The 17,264-nt window shown below is 62.8% G+C and carries 15 protein-coding genes and 1 tRNA gene; 11 read left to right on the plus strand and 5 right to left on the minus strand.

Features of this window, described 5'->3' with window-relative positions; genetic code table 11:
* Positions 1-25: 25 nt before the first annotated feature.
* Positions 26-784, minus strand: a complete 759-nt coding sequence (locus OC450_RS06405) for an enoyl-CoA hydratase-related protein (protein ID WP_211382522.1) — start codon at positions 782-784, stop codon at positions 26-28.
* 171 nt (positions 785-955) lie between these two features.
* The gene (locus OC450_RS06410; protein ID WP_211382523.1) at positions 956-2,734 is read right to left on the minus strand and encodes an acyl-CoA dehydrogenase; all 1,779 of its coding nucleotides are present in this window, start codon (positions 2,732-2,734) and stop codon (positions 956-958) included.
* Between the two features lie 345 nt (positions 2,735-3,079).
* Here OC450_RS06410 and OC450_RS06415 point away from each other — a divergent pair, with 345 nt between their 5' ends.
* Both OC450_RS06415 and OC450_RS06420 read left to right on the plus strand, forming a co-directional pair.
* A complete protein-coding gene (locus tag OC450_RS06415; protein WP_211382524.1) occupies positions 3,080-3,307 on the plus strand; it encodes a hypothetical protein in 228 nt (75 codons plus the stop codon).
* Positions 3,308-3,598: 291 nt separating this feature from the next.
* Positions 3,599-3,673, plus strand: a tRNA-Gln gene (locus tag OC450_RS06420).
* 114 nt (positions 3,674-3,787) lie between these two features.
* Here the strand turns inward: OC450_RS06420 and OC450_RS06425 are convergent.
* The gene (locus tag OC450_RS06425; protein ID WP_262047570.1) at positions 3,788-4,423 is read right to left on the minus strand and encodes a DsbA family protein; all 636 of its coding nucleotides are present in this window, start codon (positions 4,421-4,423) and stop codon (positions 3,788-3,790) included.
* Between the two features lie 40 nt (positions 4,424-4,463).
* Positions 4,464-6,290: a protein-disulfide reductase DsbD gene (gene dsbD, locus OC450_RS06430; RefSeq protein WP_262047478.1), complete on the minus strand. Its 1,827-nt coding sequence runs from the start codon at positions 6,288-6,290 to the stop codon at positions 4,464-4,466.
* A 104-nt stretch (positions 6,291-6,394) separates the two neighbouring features.
* Here dsbD and OC450_RS06435 point away from each other — a divergent pair, with 104 nt between their 5' ends.
* Both OC450_RS06435 and OC450_RS06440 read left to right on the plus strand, forming a co-directional pair.
* The gene (locus OC450_RS06435; RefSeq protein ID WP_262047479.1) at positions 6,395-7,057 is read left to right on the plus strand and encodes a response regulator; all 663 of its coding nucleotides are present in this window, start codon (positions 6,395-6,397) and stop codon (positions 7,055-7,057) included.
* Positions 7,054-8,391, plus strand: coding sequence for an ATP-binding protein (locus OC450_RS06440; protein WP_262047480.1), 1,338 nt, complete (start codon positions 7,054-7,056; stop codon positions 8,389-8,391). Before OC450_RS06435 ends, OC450_RS06440 begins: the two co-directional genes overlap by 4 nt.
* A gap of 19 nt (positions 8,392-8,410) precedes the next feature.
* Here OC450_RS06440 and OC450_RS06445 read toward each other — a convergent pair whose 3' ends face one another.
* The gene (locus tag OC450_RS06445; RefSeq protein ID WP_262047481.1) at positions 8,411-9,295 is read right to left on the minus strand and encodes an MBL fold metallo-hydrolase; all 885 of its coding nucleotides are present in this window, start codon (positions 9,293-9,295) and stop codon (positions 8,411-8,413) included.
* Between the two features lie 93 nt (positions 9,296-9,388).
* Between OC450_RS06445 and OC450_RS06450 the strand changes: the two genes are divergently transcribed.
* The 7 genes from OC450_RS06450 (at position 9,389) to OC450_RS06480 (ending at position 17,247) form a co-directional block, all read left to right on the plus strand.
* A complete protein-coding gene (locus tag OC450_RS06450; protein ID WP_262047482.1) occupies positions 9,389-9,721 on the plus strand; it encodes an ArsR/SmtB family transcription factor in 333 nt (110 codons plus the stop codon).
* Positions 9,722-9,741: 20 nt separating this feature from the next.
* Positions 9,742-10,068 carry a rhodanese-like domain-containing protein gene (locus tag OC450_RS06455; protein WP_262047483.1) on the plus strand — a complete coding sequence of 109 codons (327 nt, stop codon included), beginning with the start codon at positions 9,742-9,744 and terminating at the stop codon, positions 10,066-10,068.
* 238 nt (positions 10,069-10,306) lie between these two features.
* Entirely contained in the window at positions 10,307-11,086 is a 780-nt protein-coding gene (locus OC450_RS06460; RefSeq protein WP_211382528.1) for a sulfite exporter TauE/SafE family protein, read from the plus strand.
* A 97-nt stretch (positions 11,087-11,183) separates the two neighbouring features.
* A complete protein-coding gene (locus OC450_RS06465) occupies positions 11,184-12,347 on the plus strand; it encodes an OpgC domain-containing protein (protein WP_306235319.1) in 1,164 nt (387 codons plus the stop codon).
* Positions 12,348-12,719: 372 nt separating this feature from the next.
* Positions 12,720-13,856 (plus strand): efflux RND transporter periplasmic adaptor subunit, encoded by a 1,137-nt coding sequence (locus OC450_RS06470; protein ID WP_262047484.1) that lies wholly within the window; start codon positions 12,720-12,722, stop codon positions 13,854-13,856.
* The gene (locus tag OC450_RS06475; RefSeq protein WP_262047485.1) at positions 13,856-16,933 is read left to right on the plus strand and encodes an efflux RND transporter permease subunit; all 3,078 of its coding nucleotides are present in this window, start codon (positions 13,856-13,858) and stop codon (positions 16,931-16,933) included. Before OC450_RS06470 ends, OC450_RS06475 begins: the two co-directional genes overlap by 1 nt.
* Complete coding sequence (locus OC450_RS06480; protein WP_262047486.1) at positions 16,930-17,247, plus strand: DUF3240 family protein; 318 nt, start codon at positions 16,930-16,932, stop codon at positions 17,245-17,247. Before OC450_RS06475 ends, OC450_RS06480 begins: the two co-directional genes overlap by 4 nt.
* Positions 17,248-17,264 lie beyond the last annotated feature (17 nt).

Below are 17,264 nucleotides of genomic sequence, written 5' to 3' on the forward strand. Positions count from 1 at the left end.
TCCCCCCAGGGGAGAGTCGCGTGCTTCACCGCTTCTTTCTGTTCGCGAACGCGTTGAACGCGGCAATGGCTTCTTCCGATTTCAGCCGCTCGCCGAACAGATGGGCTTCCTGGTCGATGCGGCGGGTGAGCTCTTCCGGCTGCACGCGCAGCAATTTGCGCGAGATCGCGACGGCTTCGGCGGGCAGCTTGCAGATCTCGCGCGCCACCTTGCGCGCCTCGACCTCGGTATGTCCCGGCGAGACCACGGTGTTGACGAAGCCGGCGGCATGCGCCTCTGCGGCAGTGAAACTCCGCCCCATCACCAGCATGGCGAAGGCACGCTGATAGCCCATCGTGTTCGGCATCAGGAGGCTGGCCGCGCCGACCGGCACGAGCCCGAGGCGGATGTAGGGCGCCGAGAAGGTCGCAGCGTTCGAAGCCAGCACGTAGTCGCAGTGGAACAGCATCACGGTGCCCATGCCGATCGACGCGCCGTCCACGGCCGCGATGATCGGCTTGACGTTGAGGGCGAGCGAATAGAGAAATCTGGCGCCGTCCGACAACGTCTCGGGGCGGGAGGTGTCGGCGTGCATGAAATCGTCGATGTCGTCGCCGGCGGTGAACACGCCGGAGCCGCCGGTGATGATCATGCAGCGGATGTCGGGATTGTTCTGCGCAGTGTCGATCGCGCGGCTCATCTCCCGGTACATGTCCTGCGTGATCGCGTTCTTCTTGCTCGGGCGACGCAGGGTGATCACCCGCGTTTCCCGCTCTTCGGTGACGACGATATTGCCATTCGGCATGAAAGCCCCCTGCAGTCGCCGCGACGCTTGACGCTTGCGAGTCTCGCGAGGCGTCAGCCTACATCATCCTGCAGGCGTGCCAATGCGCTCGCTGGACCTTTTCCGAGCCGAATTGCTGGCGGCCACGATCGTCATGGTGGTGCTGGTGCTGCCGGTGGTCGTCATCCGGCCTTACCCCAGCAGCACCGCATCCGCCGCAGCAACCGAATCCGCGCTCTCCGTCACGGTGCGCTCGAGCGCACCGGCCTGCACGGTGATGTTCTCGGCGAAGAAACGCGCCAGCGAGACGTAGCGCGCGGCGTCCGTGTTGCCGTCGGCTTTCGCGGCGAGCGCTTCGGATGCCAGCATGCAGCCGCCGAGCGTGGCGCCGAACTGCTGCAGATACGGGGTCGCGCCGGCGAGGGCCTCGTTGGGCGCGGACGCAACGCGCTCCAGCAGCCATTTGCTGGTGCGCGTCAACGCATCGAGTGCCTCGCGCAGCTTTGTACCCGTGGTGCCGAAGGCGGGATCGTTGGAGGCCTCGACCTGCTTGACGGTTGCGGAGAGCTCGTCGAGCAGCGCCCACACCGCAGCGCCGCCATTGGCCGCGAGCTTGCGCGTGACGAGGTCGATGGCCTGGATGCCGTTGGTGCCCTCGTAGATCGCGGTTATGCGGGCGTCGCGGTAGTGCTGCGCGGCGCCGGTCTCTTCGATGAAGCCCATGCCGCCATGCACCTGCACGCCGAGATAGGCGACCTCGTTGCCGATATCGGTGGAATAGCCCTTGGCCATCGGCGTCAGCAGCGCTGCGCGCGCGGCAGCGTCGGCGCGGACCTTCGGATCCTTGGCACGCGTCGAGACGTCGAGCGCAACCGCCGTCGCATAGCAGATGGTGCGCGCCGCCGCGGTCTGCGCCCGCATCCGCATCAGCATGCGCTTGACGTCGGGATGGACGAAGATCGCATCCGACCCGTCGCCCTTCTTGCCGACGGCGCGGCCCTGCTTGCGTTCCTGTGCATACGACAGGGCCTGCTGAAAGGCCCGGTCGGCGACGCCGACGCCCTCGAGGCCGACGCCGAGCCGGGCCTGGTTCATCATCGTGAACATGCAGCGCATGCCCTGGTTCTCTTCGCCGATCAAAAAGCCGATCGCGCCGCCATGGTCACCCATGGTCATGGTGCAGGTCGGCGAGGCATGCATTCCGAGCTTGTGCTCGACGCCGCTTGCGAAAATGTCGTTGCGCTGCCCCAGCGAGCCGTCGGTGTTGACCATGAACTTCGGCACGAGGAACAGCGAAATCCCCTTGGTCCCGGCGGGCGCGTCGGGCAGGCGTGCCAGCACGAAATGCACGATGTTGTCGGTCATGTCGTGCTCGCCATAGGTGATGAAGATCTTCGTCCCCTTGATGCGATAGGTGCCGTCGGCCTGCTTTTCGGCGCGGGTGCGCAGTGCGCCGACGTCGGAGCCGGCCTGCGACTCGGTGAGCTGCATCGTGCCGGTCCATTCGCCGGAGACGAGCTTTTCGAGATAGATCTTCTTCAACTCATCGCTGCCATGCGCATCCAGCGCCTCGATCGCCGAGGCCGTCAGCAGCGGACAGAGGCCGAAGGCAACGTTCGCGGCGCTCCAGATCTCGGTGCAGGCGGCATTGATCGCGATCGGCAGGCCCTGGCCGCCGAAATCCTCAGGGCCCGACACCGCGTTCCAGCCGCCCTCGGTCCAGCGCTTGTAGGCATCCGGCCAGCCCGGCGCGGTCGTGACCTTGCCGTCGTCAAGCTTGATGCCGTGCTCGTCGCCGACACGGTTGAGCGGCGCCAGCACGTCCGAAGCGAACTTGCCGGCTTCCTCCAGCACGGCGCTCACGATGTCGGCGTCGAATTCGCCGTAATGGCCGGCTTCCAGGGCGGCCTTCAGGCCGGCGCCATGGTTGAGCGACAGCAGCATGTCAGAGATCGGCGCGCGGTAGGTCATGGCTCACTCCCCGTGGACAGGTCTTGGCGGGACAGATCTTGGCGCCGTATTCCCATGAAACGGCAGAGGTCTCAATGGGCGGGAGGCCGGGACAGCGGCGGTCCGGAACGGAGCGTTGCAAGGGCCCAATAATAGAGTGTGGCGCGATTTAAAGCCGGCGATTGCCGCCCGTATTTGCCCCCCGGGGGCTCTGAGTTTGATTCTGGGGGCCCAATTCGATCTGCGTGATGCTCGTCACAGCCAGAGAGAACCGCCTGGCGTACTCCTGCGGTCACAGGTGCCGAGGGGAATGGTTCTCCTCATCAGGGGGCGGAATGGTCCGCCCGATCTCAACAGGAGCAGACGATGCAGAACATAGAGCATAAGAGTTCGGAAATCATCGAGCTGACGGATTCGGATCTCGAAACGATTGTCGGCGGTAACTGGCTGGGCGACGCCTTCCGCGCCATCGGCGGCGCGATCAAGGACGCCGTTGAGTGGGTCGGCGGCGCGATCTTTGGCGCATTCCAGGGCCCGGGCAACCTGCGCGGCCCGTTCGGTCCCGGCTCGGGACCGGGCCAGCCGCCCCTCTGATATCATCCTTCCAGACTTCCCCGCTAAATTGGAGGCCGCCCGGTTGGCGGCCTCTTTCATTTGCGCCTGAAGCTATCCGAGTTCCTAATCCCTTTGGAAATGCCATTTCGTCCGCCATTATTGAGGCGGACTCCGCCCACATTTTTTGGATGGCTCAAGTCGCGCACGCGCCGTCGGCGGTGGTATTTTGCCCTTCAACCGGTTGAAATACCGCTTCTCTCCCTATAGACCGGCAGCGACCGGAGAGAGAATCCGCGGGCGCCAATTCTTCCGCCATCTCCGGTCGCCTGATGGGGCGTAGCCAAGCGGTAAGGCAGCGGATTTTGATTCCGCCATTCGGAGGTTCGATCCCTCCCGCCCCAGCCAGCTCGCCCGCCCAGCCCACAATCACTCACGAAACCGGCCTGGCTGGGGAGCTGCTGCACAGCTCTGCGACACATATATTCCGCTCAAGCTCCGCGCTGGGCATGTACAGCGCTCTCACTTTTTTGTCGCCCGTGCGCGGGCATCGGCGGCAACTCGCTTGAAGCCCTCGTAGTTCAGGGCCTGGGTCACACGGTACTGACCGACGATGTAGGCAGGCGTGCCCATCAAACCGAGCGAATCCGCCTGGGCGAGGTTGCGTCGCAGGAGCTTGGTGATGTCGTCCCCGTGGGCCTGGAGATCGGCATCGAGACGATCCATGTCGACGCCGGACTTCGCGATCGCTTCCCGCATCCGCTCGGCGGGAATCTTCGGCCCCGGCATTCCCATCATCGCGAAATGCGCGTCGTCGTAGCGATTCTGATACTTGGCGGCCAGAGCCCACTGCGCGCCCTTGATCGAGTCCGGCGTGAGGATGGGCCAGTCCTTGTAGACGAGGCGGATCTTGCCATCGGACTTTACCAACCGCTCGAGCTCGGGCTCCGCCTGTTTGCAGAAGGGGCAATTATAATCGAAGAAGACTACGATCGTCAGATCGCCCTTCGGGTTTCCCGCGGTCGGTGTCGCGGGATCGTAGAGGATGGCTTCGCGCGATACGTCCGCTTCGGTGGGGCCGTCGTCGGCGCGCGCGGGACCGACGAGGTAGCGGACGCCTGCGACCCCGATCATCTGGGCGAGCGTGCGTCGAGAAATGTGCTGAAGCATGTTTGCACTCCTTTTCCGTGAGGTGGGGTCAGTCGGCCGAAGCGACGGTCGACAGTTTTCCGAGCAGGGCGTCGGCATCGACCGCGCCAACGATTTTGATCGAGGGATTGGCGCTTCCGTGCGAGCCGAACAGCAGGATCGTCGGCGGCCCGACGATTTCGAAGCGTTTCATCAAGGCGCGGCTCGCGTCATCGACGGCGGTCACGTCGGCCCGTACCATCCTGAAATCCTGCAGCCGCTCTCGTACTTCAGGTTTGCGCAGGACGGCGTCCATGACCCTGCATTCGACGCACCAGTCGGCGGAGAAGTCGAGCATGACTGGCTTCCCGTCGGTACGCGCCGCAGCGAGTTCGTGCTCCAGCGCGGCGACCGATCGGATCGTTTGGACGGGGGCTTCAGGTCCGGGTTCGCGCGTCACGAATTGATCGAGGATGCGGGTCGCGTTGAGATCGTCGTCGCCCGCCGATCCGATCATCAGGACAGAGCCGACCAGGAGCGCGAAGCTCGCCATGCCCATCGACACGAAGCGCCATCGACTGTTCGCCATCAGGAACTGCGTTCCGAAATAGACCGAGACACCCGTCGCAAGGGCGCCCCAGAGCCGCAGCGTGGTCTGCTCCGATAGAACCCGGGAGAAGATGGAGATCGCGACGGCGAGGAGGATGATCCCGAAGGCATGCCTGACGCAGACGAGCCAAGGGCCTGGCTTGGGCAGGAATCTCGGCCCTAGCGCTCCGAAGACCAGGAGCGGCACGCCCATGCCGATGCCGAACAGGAAGAGGGCGGCCATGCCGCGCAGGACGTCGCCGGTGCGCGCGACATAGAGCAGGGCGGTGGCAAGTGGAGGCGTCACGCAGGGGCCGGCGATCAGCGCCGATCCGAATCCGAGAACGGCGGCGGCGGCCAACGGTCCGCGACTGCCTCCGGACGCCGCGCCTGATATCCGGTCGACAAAGGCAGCCGGGAGCTGGATTTCGAAGAGTCCAAACATCGAGAGTGCGAGGATGACGAGGACCGCGCTCATCACGCCCAGCGCGACGGGTGTCTGCAACAGGATCTGCAGGTTCTCTCCGGATCCGGACCAGGCCGCGAATGCGCCCAGCATGGAGTAGGCCGACGCCGACGTGCCGACGAACGTTGCCGCGAGGGCAAGACCGCGACCAAACGAAAGGCGCTCCTGCGAGCGGGCCATCAGGCCGAAGAAGATCGGCACCAGCGGGAAAGTGCATGGTGAGAACGACAACAGAGCGCCGAAGCCGAAGAATGACGCCAGCATGCCTCCAAGCGTCACCCAATAGGAAATGCCATCGGCAGACGTGGGCGCGGCTTTCGTCGAACCGCCGTCGCTGGGTCCGCCGGCTGCGTCTGGAGCGTCCGCGAACGGTGATGAGAGTCCAGACCGGGCAGCGCGCGCGTCGTCGCGGTCCTTGATCGCCAGCGTCTGCAGATCGATCGTCTTGGCGACCGGCGGGTAGCAGATTTGGTACTGTTCCGCACAGCCCTGATAGGCAACTACGATTTCGTGCAGCCCTCGCAGATCGGTCGACGCGATCTTGGCCTTTGCGGAGTTCCGGTAGATTTCCTGCGGTCCGAAATCCGGATCATCCTTGAGTTCTCCCTGGGGCGTTTGGACCGTGACGGGCGTCCCGGGGGGGACCACGTTCTTGGCGGCGATCATTGCGCGGTAGAGGTAGCTGCCCGGCCCGATCGTCCAGACGAGCGACAACCCCGCGTCGTCGCGCGAAACCTTCAATTGGAACGCCTGGTCTGCAGACGGCGGCGTTACCGCCTGCGCCGTCGCGAACGAGGACAGCAGAACAAGCAATACGATCGAAAGTCGCTTAAAGCCTGGCATGTTCGGTGGCGGCCTTGCGTTTTGTGAGCGGATGCCGCGTCTTGGATAGGCTACCTTAAGCCAGCCTTAAGGCGGGCGACCGAGAGGAACCCTCGGAGGTGCTGATGCGCATACTTGTCGTCGAAGACGATCCGATCCTGTCCGACGGTCTGCGGGCGGGCTTGTCGTTGACAGGCGCGACCGTCGACGCGGTCGAGACGTGCGAGGACGCCGACGCCGCGCTCGCGACGTCGCGCTACTCGGCGGTCGTGCTCGACATCATGCTGCCGGATGGAAGCGGCCTGGAACTGCTCCGCAAGCTCCGGGGACGCCGGGACGCGACGCCCGTCCTTCTCCTGACGGCGCGCGACAGCGTCGGCGACAAGGTCTCGGGACTGGATTCCGGAGCCGACGACTACCTGGCCAAACCGTTCGATCTCGATGAACTGGCAGCGCGCCTGCGCGCCATCGTCCGCCGGGAAGGGGGACGTGCCGCTCCAACCATGACCCACGGTGCGATCGTGCTTTCGCCAGCTGATCTTTCGGCGACTGTCGCCGGCGAGCCCATCAACCTATCGCGCCGCGAGTTCGCGATCCTGGCAGCGCTGATGGAGCGTCCGGAGCAGGTCCGTTCGCGTGCCGAACTGGAGGAGCGCCTCTACGGATGGCAGGAGGACGTCGAAAGCAACGCGGTCGAGGTCCATATCCACAATCTGCGAAACAAGATCGGAAAGGACGCGATCCAGACGCTGCGCGGCGTCGGATATCGGATGGGACGGACCCAATGAAATCGCTGAAGCTGAGGCTGTTCGCAATGCTCGTCTCGGCGACGGGTCTCATCTGGTTGGCCGCGGTGATCTGGATCTACGTCGGCAGCCGCGGTGAGCTGGAGCACGTTCTCGACACGCGCCTGCAGGAGGCCGCGCGCATGGTGGCCTCGCTCGCGTCCGGATTCGACGGCCTTCCCGGAAGCTCAGCGCCTGCCGCCGTGCAGCCGCTCGGCAGCTACGAGCGCCAATTGTCGTGCCAGATCTGGTCTCTCGACGGTCGCATGGTCGCGAAGTCGAGCGGCGCGCCCGACCAGCAGCTCTCGCCCGCCGCATCCGGCTTCTCCGACCGGATCATCGACGGCGAACCCTGGCGCGTGTTCTCCGTCGAAGACGCCGATCACAATCTGCGCGTGATGGTCGGGGACCGCGTCGGGCTGCGGGAGCGATTGGTGACCGATCTTATCAAGGGGCTGATGCTGCCCGCGCTGCTGATCGCGCCGCTACTTGGTGCGGCGATCTGGGCGAGCGTCGGGCAGGGCCTGCGCCCGCTGCGGCGAATGGCCCAGGATCTCTGCGCGCGGGAGCCGGACGACATGCGGCACGTGGCAACCGACCGGGCTCCAGCCGAAGTCAGGCCGCTGGCGGTCGCGCTCAACGGCCTTCTCAGCAGGGTGGAGGCCGCCCGCCGGCACGAACGAGAGGTAACTGCTTTCGCCGCTCACGAACTGCGCACGCCGCTGGCGGGCCTGAAGACGCAGGCGCAGGTGGCTCTGGCCGCCGAGGATCCACAGGTCGTGCGCGGTGCACTCGAGCAGATCGTAACCGCCGTCGACAGGAGCGCACGCCTGGTGCGCCAACTGCTGACGATCGCAAGGCTGGACTCCGACACCGTCGATGCGCCGCTGGCGCCCGTCGCGGTCGGACCGATCTTGGAGGAAATCGTCGCTGCTACTCCAAGGAACGATCGCACGACCGTGACGATCGATGCCAGCGTCCGGGCGATGGTGCTCAACACCAACGCAGAATGCCTCCAACTCGCGCTTCGGAACCTGCATGAAAACGCCATACAGCACACCCGCGAGGGGTGTGTCGTCTGGACCGCCGGAAGGAACGCCATCGCGATCGAGGACGAGGGGCCGGGGATTCCAGCCGACGAACTCGATCAAATCGGCAAGCGCTTTTTTCGCGGAAGACTGCGGAGTCCGGTCGGAAGCGGGCTGGGCCTTGCGATTGTCAAGCTCGCGCTTGCGAAGGTGGGAGCGGAACTCACCATATCGAACCGCGAGGGTCGCAGCGGCACCAGATCGGAGCTGACGTTCGGCGTTCGAGCAACGACCGGTGCCGCGGCATGACGCGCGACAGGCCTCTTGCCTACACGCAGGTCCGGGCGTCCCCCTTCAGCTTTACGGGAATCGTGAGGTAGTGCACTCCATTGGCTTCGGCCGGGGGGAATTTGCCGGCGCGGATGTTGACCTGGATGGAGGGCAGCAGCAGCCTGGGCGCCGATAGTTTGATGTCGCGCGCCTGACGCATGGCCACGAATTCGTCTTCAGAGACACCTTCCTTGACGTGGACGTTGTTCTCGCGCTGCTCGCGCACAGTGGTCTCCCAGGCGAAGGTGTCGCGGCCGGGAGCCTTGTAGTCGTGACACATGAACAGCCGTGTCTCCGGTGACAGAGCCAGGAGCCGCTTGATCGACCGGTAGAGCTTGTGCGCATCGCCGCCGGGAAAGTCGGCGCGCGCCGTGCCGTAGTCCGGCATGAAAAGAGTGTCGCCGACGAACACGGCGTCCTCGATCTTGTAGGAGATGTCCGCAGGTGTGTGCCCCGGCGTATAGAGGGTCTCGACACTGAGTTCTCCGATGCTGAATCGTTCGCCGTCCCGGAACAGATGATCGAAATCGCTGCCGTCGGTCTTCAAGTCGGTGGCGTTGAAGATCGGTCGGAAGATGCGCTGGACATCCTTGATGTGCTCCCCGATGCCCACTTTCGCGCCGGTCATCGCCTTGATGAACGGCGCGCCCGAGAGATGGTCGGCGTGCGCATGAGTCTCAAGAACCCATTCGATGGTGTTGCCCGCGTCTTCCGCTGCTTTCAGCATCGCCTCGACGGAGCGCGTATCCACCTCGCCTGAGTTGTGGTCATAGTCGAACACCGGGTCGATGATCGCGGCCGTTTTCGTTGTCGGATCGGCCACCAGGTAGCTCACCGTGTTGGTCGGCTCGTCGAAGAATGATCGGATGATGGGTCGCGCCATTTCTGGAACCTCCTGATGTCAGCGTCCGGTGGCCTTGACGTATATATTAGCAAAAGCTAAATAAGCAATGTCTAAACCAGAAGAGATGGACCGATGGCGTTCCCAACGTTCGATTCGGAAACTTTCGAGAAGCAGGCCGTCGAGGTTGCCGCCATCTTGCGGGCGCTCGCCAATGAGCGCCGGTTGATGATTCTGTGCAGGCTCGTTGAATGCGGCGAGGACAACGTGAGTTCCCTCGCTGAAGTCGCGGGCCTGTCGCAATCAGCTTTGTCCCAGCATCTCGCAAAGATGCGCGAGGAGGGACTCGTCACGTTCCGGAGGGAGAGCCAGACGCTCTGGTATCGCATTTCCGATCCGCGCATCGAGCAGCTCTTCGCAGCGCTCTACAGGCTGTTCTGCGCGCCTGTCAGAACGAAGAGCAGATAGGCCAACAGAAGGAGCCAAGAATGTCGCTACCCACAATCAATCCAGCAGACGCGCGCAATCTTATCGACAGTGGCGCTATCCTCATCGACATCCGCGAAGTGGATGAGCACGCTCGCGAGAAGATCCCGGGCGCCCGGAACCTGCCGTTGTCGACGCTCGACGAGGCCGATCTTGCAGCGCATCAGGGCAAGCAGGTCATCTTCCACTGCAAGAGAGGCGCTCGCACGCAAGCCAACGCATCGCGGCTCGCGTCGAAGCTGGACGGAGCCTGCGAAGCCTTCATCGTCGAAGGTGGGCTCGATGCATGGCGCAAAGCGGGTCTGCCGCTCGCGACTGGCCAGCATTGACTGCTCGAGGTTCAACACCAGGCGCCGATCGGCGCAAGAAGTCTCGCCTTCGTGGATACGCTGGTCGGACTTCCTGTGTTCCTCCGGTTCTTCGCCGGCCGGCCTTCGTCGTGCCGGGTTCGTTATGGCCGGCGTCATAGGGTTTTTGCGGTATGGCTCGCATCCTCATGCGGGCGCCTGGGACCGCAGCATCTGCCGGTGCAAGTCGCATGACGTTGCGAATTGAGGAGTTTTCACGATGCTTTCGCTGACGCAAGGCGCGCTCGGCGTCGCCTCTGGTTCCCTGGTCGGCTTTTCGCTGGGGCTGGTCGGAGGGGGCGGCTCGATTCTGGCCGTGCCGCTCCTGATCTATCTGGTCGGGGTATCGGACCCGCATGTCGCGATCGGGACCAGTGCGATCGCCGTCGCGGCGAACGCTGCCGCTAGCCTTGCAAACCACGTCCGCGCCGGCAACGTGAAATGGCGCTGCGCCTCTGTGTTCGCGCTCGCAGGCATCGCCGGTGCCCTTCTCGGTTCGACGCTCGGCAAGATCCTCGATGGTCAGAAGCTGCTCGCACTGTTCGCCGTCGTCATGCTCGTCGTAGGCGCCCTCATGTTGAAGGGGCGCTCCGGCGCAGGCGAGCCGTCGGTGCGGCTCAACCGGGAAAATCTGCCGAAGCTCCTCGCTTCGGGGCTCCTCACGGGAGCTTTGTCCGGATTCTTCGGCATCGGCGGCGGATTCCTGATCGTCCCGGCGCTGATCGCGGCCACTGGCATGCCGATCCTCTATGCTGTCGGATCGTCTCTCCTTGCGGTGACGGCATTCGGGCTGACAACGGCGGCAAACTATGCCGTGTCGGGCTTTGTGGATTGGTCTCTGGCCACGTTGTTCATCGCCGGCGGCGTTCTCGGCGGGCTCCTCGGCGCCCGTTCGGCCAATTCGCTTGCCGACCGCAAGGGGGCGTTGAACACCGTGTTCGCTGCAATGATATTCGCGGTGGCAATCTACGTGCTAATCCGCAGCCTGGGTTTGTTGTGACGACGCGAAGCCAAGCGGGACAGCAGCCCGATCGCGTGCGACGGCCCGATCGGTCCGTCCTCCGCTCACATCCTGGTACACCAATTGGGGTTCCTTCATGCCGATGAAGCCGCAAACCTGGGTATCCGCTCTCCAGGCACAAACGTCTCTTCGCGGGGACGGAGATGGCCGTGACCTGCGGCTGGATGCATGCCGCGGGCTGGCGCTATGGTTCATCCTCATCGATCATATTCCCGACAGTTCGCTCGATTGGCTCACCCTACGCAAATATGGCTTTAGCGATGCCTCGGAAGTGTTCGTGTTCGTATCGGGGTACACCTGCATGCACGCCTATGGCGGCGGGTTGCGCGAACAGGGGTGGCCAACGACGGTGGTTCGCGCGCTGCGGCGAGGCGGGGAAATCTACGCTTCGTTCCTTCTATTGCTGATCGCCTATTTCGCTCTGGTCTGGCTGCTCGGCGACGGTCACCGCTATCTTGATGAGACCAACACGAGGATATTCTTCGAAAATCCCGGTGCGGCCATTCTCCACGCCGCGGCGATGCAGTATGCGCCCCTCAATACCGACATACTGCCAACCTTCGTGCTTCTGCATCTGGCCTTTCCCGGCCTTCTTTGGCTTTTTACCCGCAACGCTGCGGTAACACTGGTAGCATCGCTTCTTATTTATCTGATGGTGCAGCTGTTCAGCTGGCACGTGCCAGCGTGGCCCAGCGGCGAGTTGTATTTCAATCCGTTGGCGTGGCAATTGCTGTTCGTGCTTGGTGCCTGGTATTCGTGCGAGGCGACGGGTCGGTTGAGGGCAATGGTCCGGTCGCGCGCCGCACTGGTGCTGTCGATGCTCTATCTTGCATTCAGTCTTGCCATCGCGTTGAGTTGGCAAATTGAGGCGCTTGAACAGATGACGCCTGATTGGCTTTCATCAATGATTTATCCTATTGATAAAAGCCACCTTTCACCGTTGCGGGTGCTGCACTTTCTGGCATTGGCGATCGTTGTCTCCCGCCTGATGCCTCGGGACTGGCGCGGCCTGATGAACCCATGGACGGTGGCGATGATCCGCTGCGGCGAAAACTCGCTGGCGATGTATTGCCTGAGCATTTTGCTGTCATTCTTCGGCTATGTCATTCTGGTCACAGCTTCCAGCACCATCGCGATGCAAGTCGCCGTTGGCATTGCCGGTATCGCCCTCCTGGTTGGAACGGCTACTCTCATGACCTGGACTGCCAAGCAGGATCGGCCTGGGCCAAAGCTGTTTTGAGGGCATAGCGCAATGAGCATCATCATTGGGCGATCAGATCGATAACAAGAAGCAGAACGCTTGAGGTGAGGCCCGCAACGGCACCCAGCGCGGGCAAATGAAGGCACCCGATGGCGGCATTTCGTTTCCGCTTTCTCGGCGGAGTGTCGCGCCGGGCAGACAGCAGGAATGGCTGTAAGGGCGCAAAAAGCGGACGTTAGACCGATTTCGTCGCTATTCAGGATAGCAGATCGCGTCCGACATGACGCTGACATGGATCAACTGTGTGCTGTAGTCCCTCGGTGTATTCTTGTCGTGTCGGCCAAGACTCGCGGCTCGCTTTCACAGATGCCCGGTGTCGCTCGATCGTCGGCAGACAATGGAACATTGATCATGCGTCTCCGTCCGGTGAACTTGAGCCTGCGCTCCTGGCAGAGCTTGGCGCGAGCAGTGCTTACGCTCGCGTTCGTCGGCCTCCCAGCCGCGTCGATGGCTGACGAGGAAGTGAAGCTTAGTCCCGCACAAGCGCAAACCCTGGGCGTTCGCGTCGTACATCCCGTCTCGAGCCGAACTGATCAGACCCTGCCGTACCCCGCTCAGATCGTGATCCCGACTCCCCAATTGTGGGTCGTGAGCGCTCCGGTAGCCGGTATGGTCGCCAGTCTCTCGGTCGCGCGAGGCGACCGGGTGGACTCCGGCCGGCCGCTGGTAACGCTTGAGAGCCCTAGCTTTGTCTCGCTTCAACGTGACTATTTGCACGCCTTCGCCCAAGACGTGCTTGCCGCCCAGCAGCTGAAACGGAATACGGATCTGTTTGAGGGAAAGGCGGTGCCGCAACGTGTTCTGGAGACCAGCCAGGCCGAAGCGCGGCAGGCAAGCATCGCCTTGGCCGAGCGGCGGCAAATGCTTCGGCTCAGCGGATTTTCAGACGACGCAATTGCGCGCCTGACCAGCGAGACGGCGATTACGGCAACCGTTTCGGTCGCAGCGCCACAGCAGGCAACGGTGGTCGAAATTGTGGTTTCCCCCGGCCAACGGGTGGAGCAAGCTGCGCCGCTCGTCAAGCTCGCTCGATTGTCGGCCCTTTGGGCCGAGATTGCGATTCCGGCATCGAGCATCCGTGCTATCCGGCCCGGCGCGAAAGTGGAAATCGACGGTTATGCGACTCCGGGCCATGTCGTGTTGGTCTCGGAAACGACCGATGCGGCGAGCCAAACCATCCTGGTGCGCGCGGAAGTGCCGAACACGGGTGAACTACGCCCCGGACAAACTGCCGCGGTGCGGATCAGCTTTCTTTCGTCGGGTGAAAGTGCCTGGGAGATTCCGTACGCGGCGCTCGTGCGTCGCGGTGATAATGCGTCGGTCTTTGTTGCAACCGAGAGCGGATTTCGCCTGGTGCCCACGACGCTGCTCGCCGAGGATCAGGATCATGTCGTGGTCGCGGGCGGGATTACGGACAAGGATGAGGTGGCCGTCAGCGGCATCTCGGCCCTCCGGGGAATTCTGCTGCGGCTCGGAGCCAGCGAGTAATGCTTGAGCGTCTGGTCGCGTTCGCGCTTTCGCAGCGCATGTTCGTCGCTTTGAGCGTGCTTCTGCTCATCGGCGCAGGCGTCGTTGTTTTGCCTACCCTGCCGATCGACGCATTTCCCGACGTTTCGCCCGTACAGGTGAAGATCATCATGAAGGCGCCGGGCCTGACCCCGGAAGAGGTTGAACAGCGGATCACGGTTCCGATCGAGCTTGAATTGCTCGGATTGCCCAACAAGAAGATCCTTCGCTCGACGACAAAATATGCACTCGCCGACATCACGCTCGACTTTGAAGATGGCACCGACATCTACTGGGCGCGCAATCAGGTCTCCGAGCGCTTATCGAACATCGCGCGCGATCTGCCTGAGGGGGTGACCGGTGGTTTGGCTCCGATCACTAGCCCCCTCGGCGAAATGTTCATGTTCACGATCGACAGCCCCGATCTCTCGCTGGCGGAGCGTCGAACGTTGCTCGATTGGGTGATCCGGCCGGCGTTGCGGACTGTTCCGGGGGTTGCTGACGTCAATTCGCTCGGCGGTCATGTCCGGGCATTCGAGATCGTGCCTCTGAACGATGCACTCGCAGCACGCGGCATTTCGTCTGAACTGTTCCGGCGGGCGATCGAGACAAATAGCCGCAACGATGGCGCGGGCCGCGTCAACCAGGGTGAAGACAGCGCACTCGTCCGCATCGAGGGCAGCATCCGCTCAATCGATGACATCAAGGCGATTGTCATTGACACCCGGGACGGGGTCCCGATCCGAGTGAACGATGTCGCCCGTGTTCAGGTCGGTTCGCTGACGCGCTATGGAGCTGTCACGATCGACGGTCGGGGCGAAACGGTCGAAGGACTCGTGCTTGGATTGCGCGGTGCCAATGCCGGCCAGCTCGTCAGCGATGTGCGCCGGCGCCTAGAGGAGCTGCAACCGTCGCTTCCGAAGAGCGTTACCGTCAACGTGTTTTACGATCGAAGCCGGCTGGTTGGCCGCGCCGTCGGGACGGTTGTCCGGGCGCTGGGGGAAGCCACCATCCTCGTCATCGTCTTGCTACTGTTGTTTCTCGGTAACTGGCGTGCGTCGCTGGTGATTGCCCTAAGCCTGCCGCTCGCGATCATGATCGCTCTGATGGTCATGCGCGTGGTCGGGATGTCGGCCAATCTGATGAGCTTGGGCGGCCTTGCGATCGCGATCGGCATGTTGATCGACGCTTTGGTGGTCGTCGTCGAAAATATCGTGGGAAACCTCAGCAAGGATCAGGAAGGACAGACAGCACCGCTCATTCACATTGTGTTTCGTTCAGTCTGCGAGGTGCTCGAACCGGTTGCAACGGGCGTAATGATCATCATCATTGTTTTCGTGCCGCTGCTTGCGTTGCAAGGTCTCGAGGGAAAGCTCTTCATCCCCGTGGCGCTCGCGATCATCTTTGCATTGGCCGCATCGCTTTTGCTGGCGCTCACCGTCCTTCCTGTCGCTACCTCGTTTCTTCTCAAGGCGGCCCCGCATCGGGAACCATGGCTGATTCGACTTGCTTCACGAGGCTACGCGCCGGCGCTACGCTGGGCATTGGCGAATGAACGCAAGGTGATGGTGGCGGCAGTGGCATCTCTCGTTGCTGCGGGCTTCGCCTACACCCAGCTCGGCAAGACATTCATGCCGACCATGGACGAAGGCGACATTATCGTCAGCGTCGAGGCAATTCCGTCGATCAATCTCGATCAGTCAATTGCGATCAATACCAGGCTTCAAGCCGCGATTTTGACGCAGGTATCCGACGTTGCGGGTGCCATCGCCCGAACGGGATCGGATGAGCTGGGTCTCGACCCGATGGGGCCCAATCAGACCGACACGTTTCTGGTCTTAAAGCCGCCGAACGAGCGGAAGACGACGGAAAAGTCCGTCCTGCTTCAGCAGCTTCGGCATGTGCTCGCCGACTTTCCGGGGCTGTCTCTCAGCTTTACGCAGCCGATCGACATGCGTGTCCAGGAGATGATAAGCGGCGTGCGTGGCGACGTCGCGGTGAAGATCTTCGGTCCTGACATCGCGAAGCTCAACGAAATTGCAAGCAGCCTCTCCGCGATCCTGTCCAGCATCGATGGTGCCGAGGATGTTTACACGACGCTCAACGAAGGCGCGCAGTACTATACGATTGTGGTCAATCGACTGGAGGCGGGTCGTCTCGGCTTGGCGGTGGACGCGATTGCCGCCTCTCTGCGCACGCAGATTGAGGGGCGCACCATCGGCACGGCGCTTGAAGAGGGGCGCCGCACGCCGATACTGGTGCGCGGCAGCGAGAAGACCCGCGAAGCACCCACCATGCTGGCCAATTTGCCCCTGACGCTTGCGTCCGGTCAGCACGTGGCCCTCTCACAGGTTGCGCGTATTCATCGGGTCGACGGTCCCGTGAAGATAGACCGCGAGGACGGGACCCGGATGAGCGTGGTTCGATCCAATGTTCGAGGTCGCGACATGGTGGGCTTCGTCCAGGCTGCGCAGCAGAGGGTTGCAACAGAGTTGGCGCTGCCGCAGGGCTATCGGCTGACCTGGGGCGGCCAGTACGAAAACCAGCAACGCGCCGCTGCACGTCTGTCGGTCGTCGTCCCGGTCGCCATTGGACTGATTTTCGTACTGCTTTTTACCACCTTCGGCTCGATGCGCCAGGCGCTGATGGTCCTGATAAACATCCCCTTCGCTCTCATCGGCGGCGTCTTTGCTCTCGTTTTGACGGGCGAGTACCTGTCCGTTCCGGCTTCAGTCGGGTTTATCGCGCTGCTCGGCATCGCCGTTCTGAATGGCGTTGTGCTGGTCTCCTACTTTAATCAGTTGCGCGCGCACGGCGTCCCGGAGGAGAGCATTGTCATGGAGGGCGCCAAGCGCCGGCTCCGGCCGGTGCTGATGACCGCCAGCATTACCGCGCTCGGACTGGTCCCGTTGCTGTTCGCCTCCGGCCCTGGCTCCGAAATTCAGAAGCCGCTGGCCATCGTGGTGATTGGCGGGCTGCTGTCATCGACGCTTTTGACGCTTGTACTTCTGCCAATTCTCTATCGTCGGTTCGGCCGCGCGGCTAAGGGGTCCAAATGACGGTTGAATCTGTCTGCCTGACGCTCGTCGCTGCTCGCAGGCTTCGCGAGGAACTGTTTGATTATCTCAGCGAGCAGCGCGATCTGCTATCCGGTTTTACGGCCTCAGAGAGCGCCGGCCACGGTCCGACCGTGCGGCTGCACACGACGGCCGAGCAGGTGAAGGGGCACGCCGATGAGGTCTTGGTGCGGACAATTCTGGAGAGGCGGGATGCTGCACGATTGCTGGGCCGGTTAAAGACGGCGTTCGCAGGAACGAGGCTGGTTTATTGGATCACGCCAGTCGTGGAATTCGGCACGATTGACGATCAATAGGAGAAACCTGAAGATTG

The sequence above is a fragment of the Bradyrhizobium sp. Bra78 genome (assembly GCF_024519855.1).
In the GTDB taxonomy this organism is placed as follows: Bacteria; Pseudomonadota; Alphaproteobacteria; order Rhizobiales; family Xanthobacteraceae; genus Bradyrhizobium; species Bradyrhizobium japonicum_G.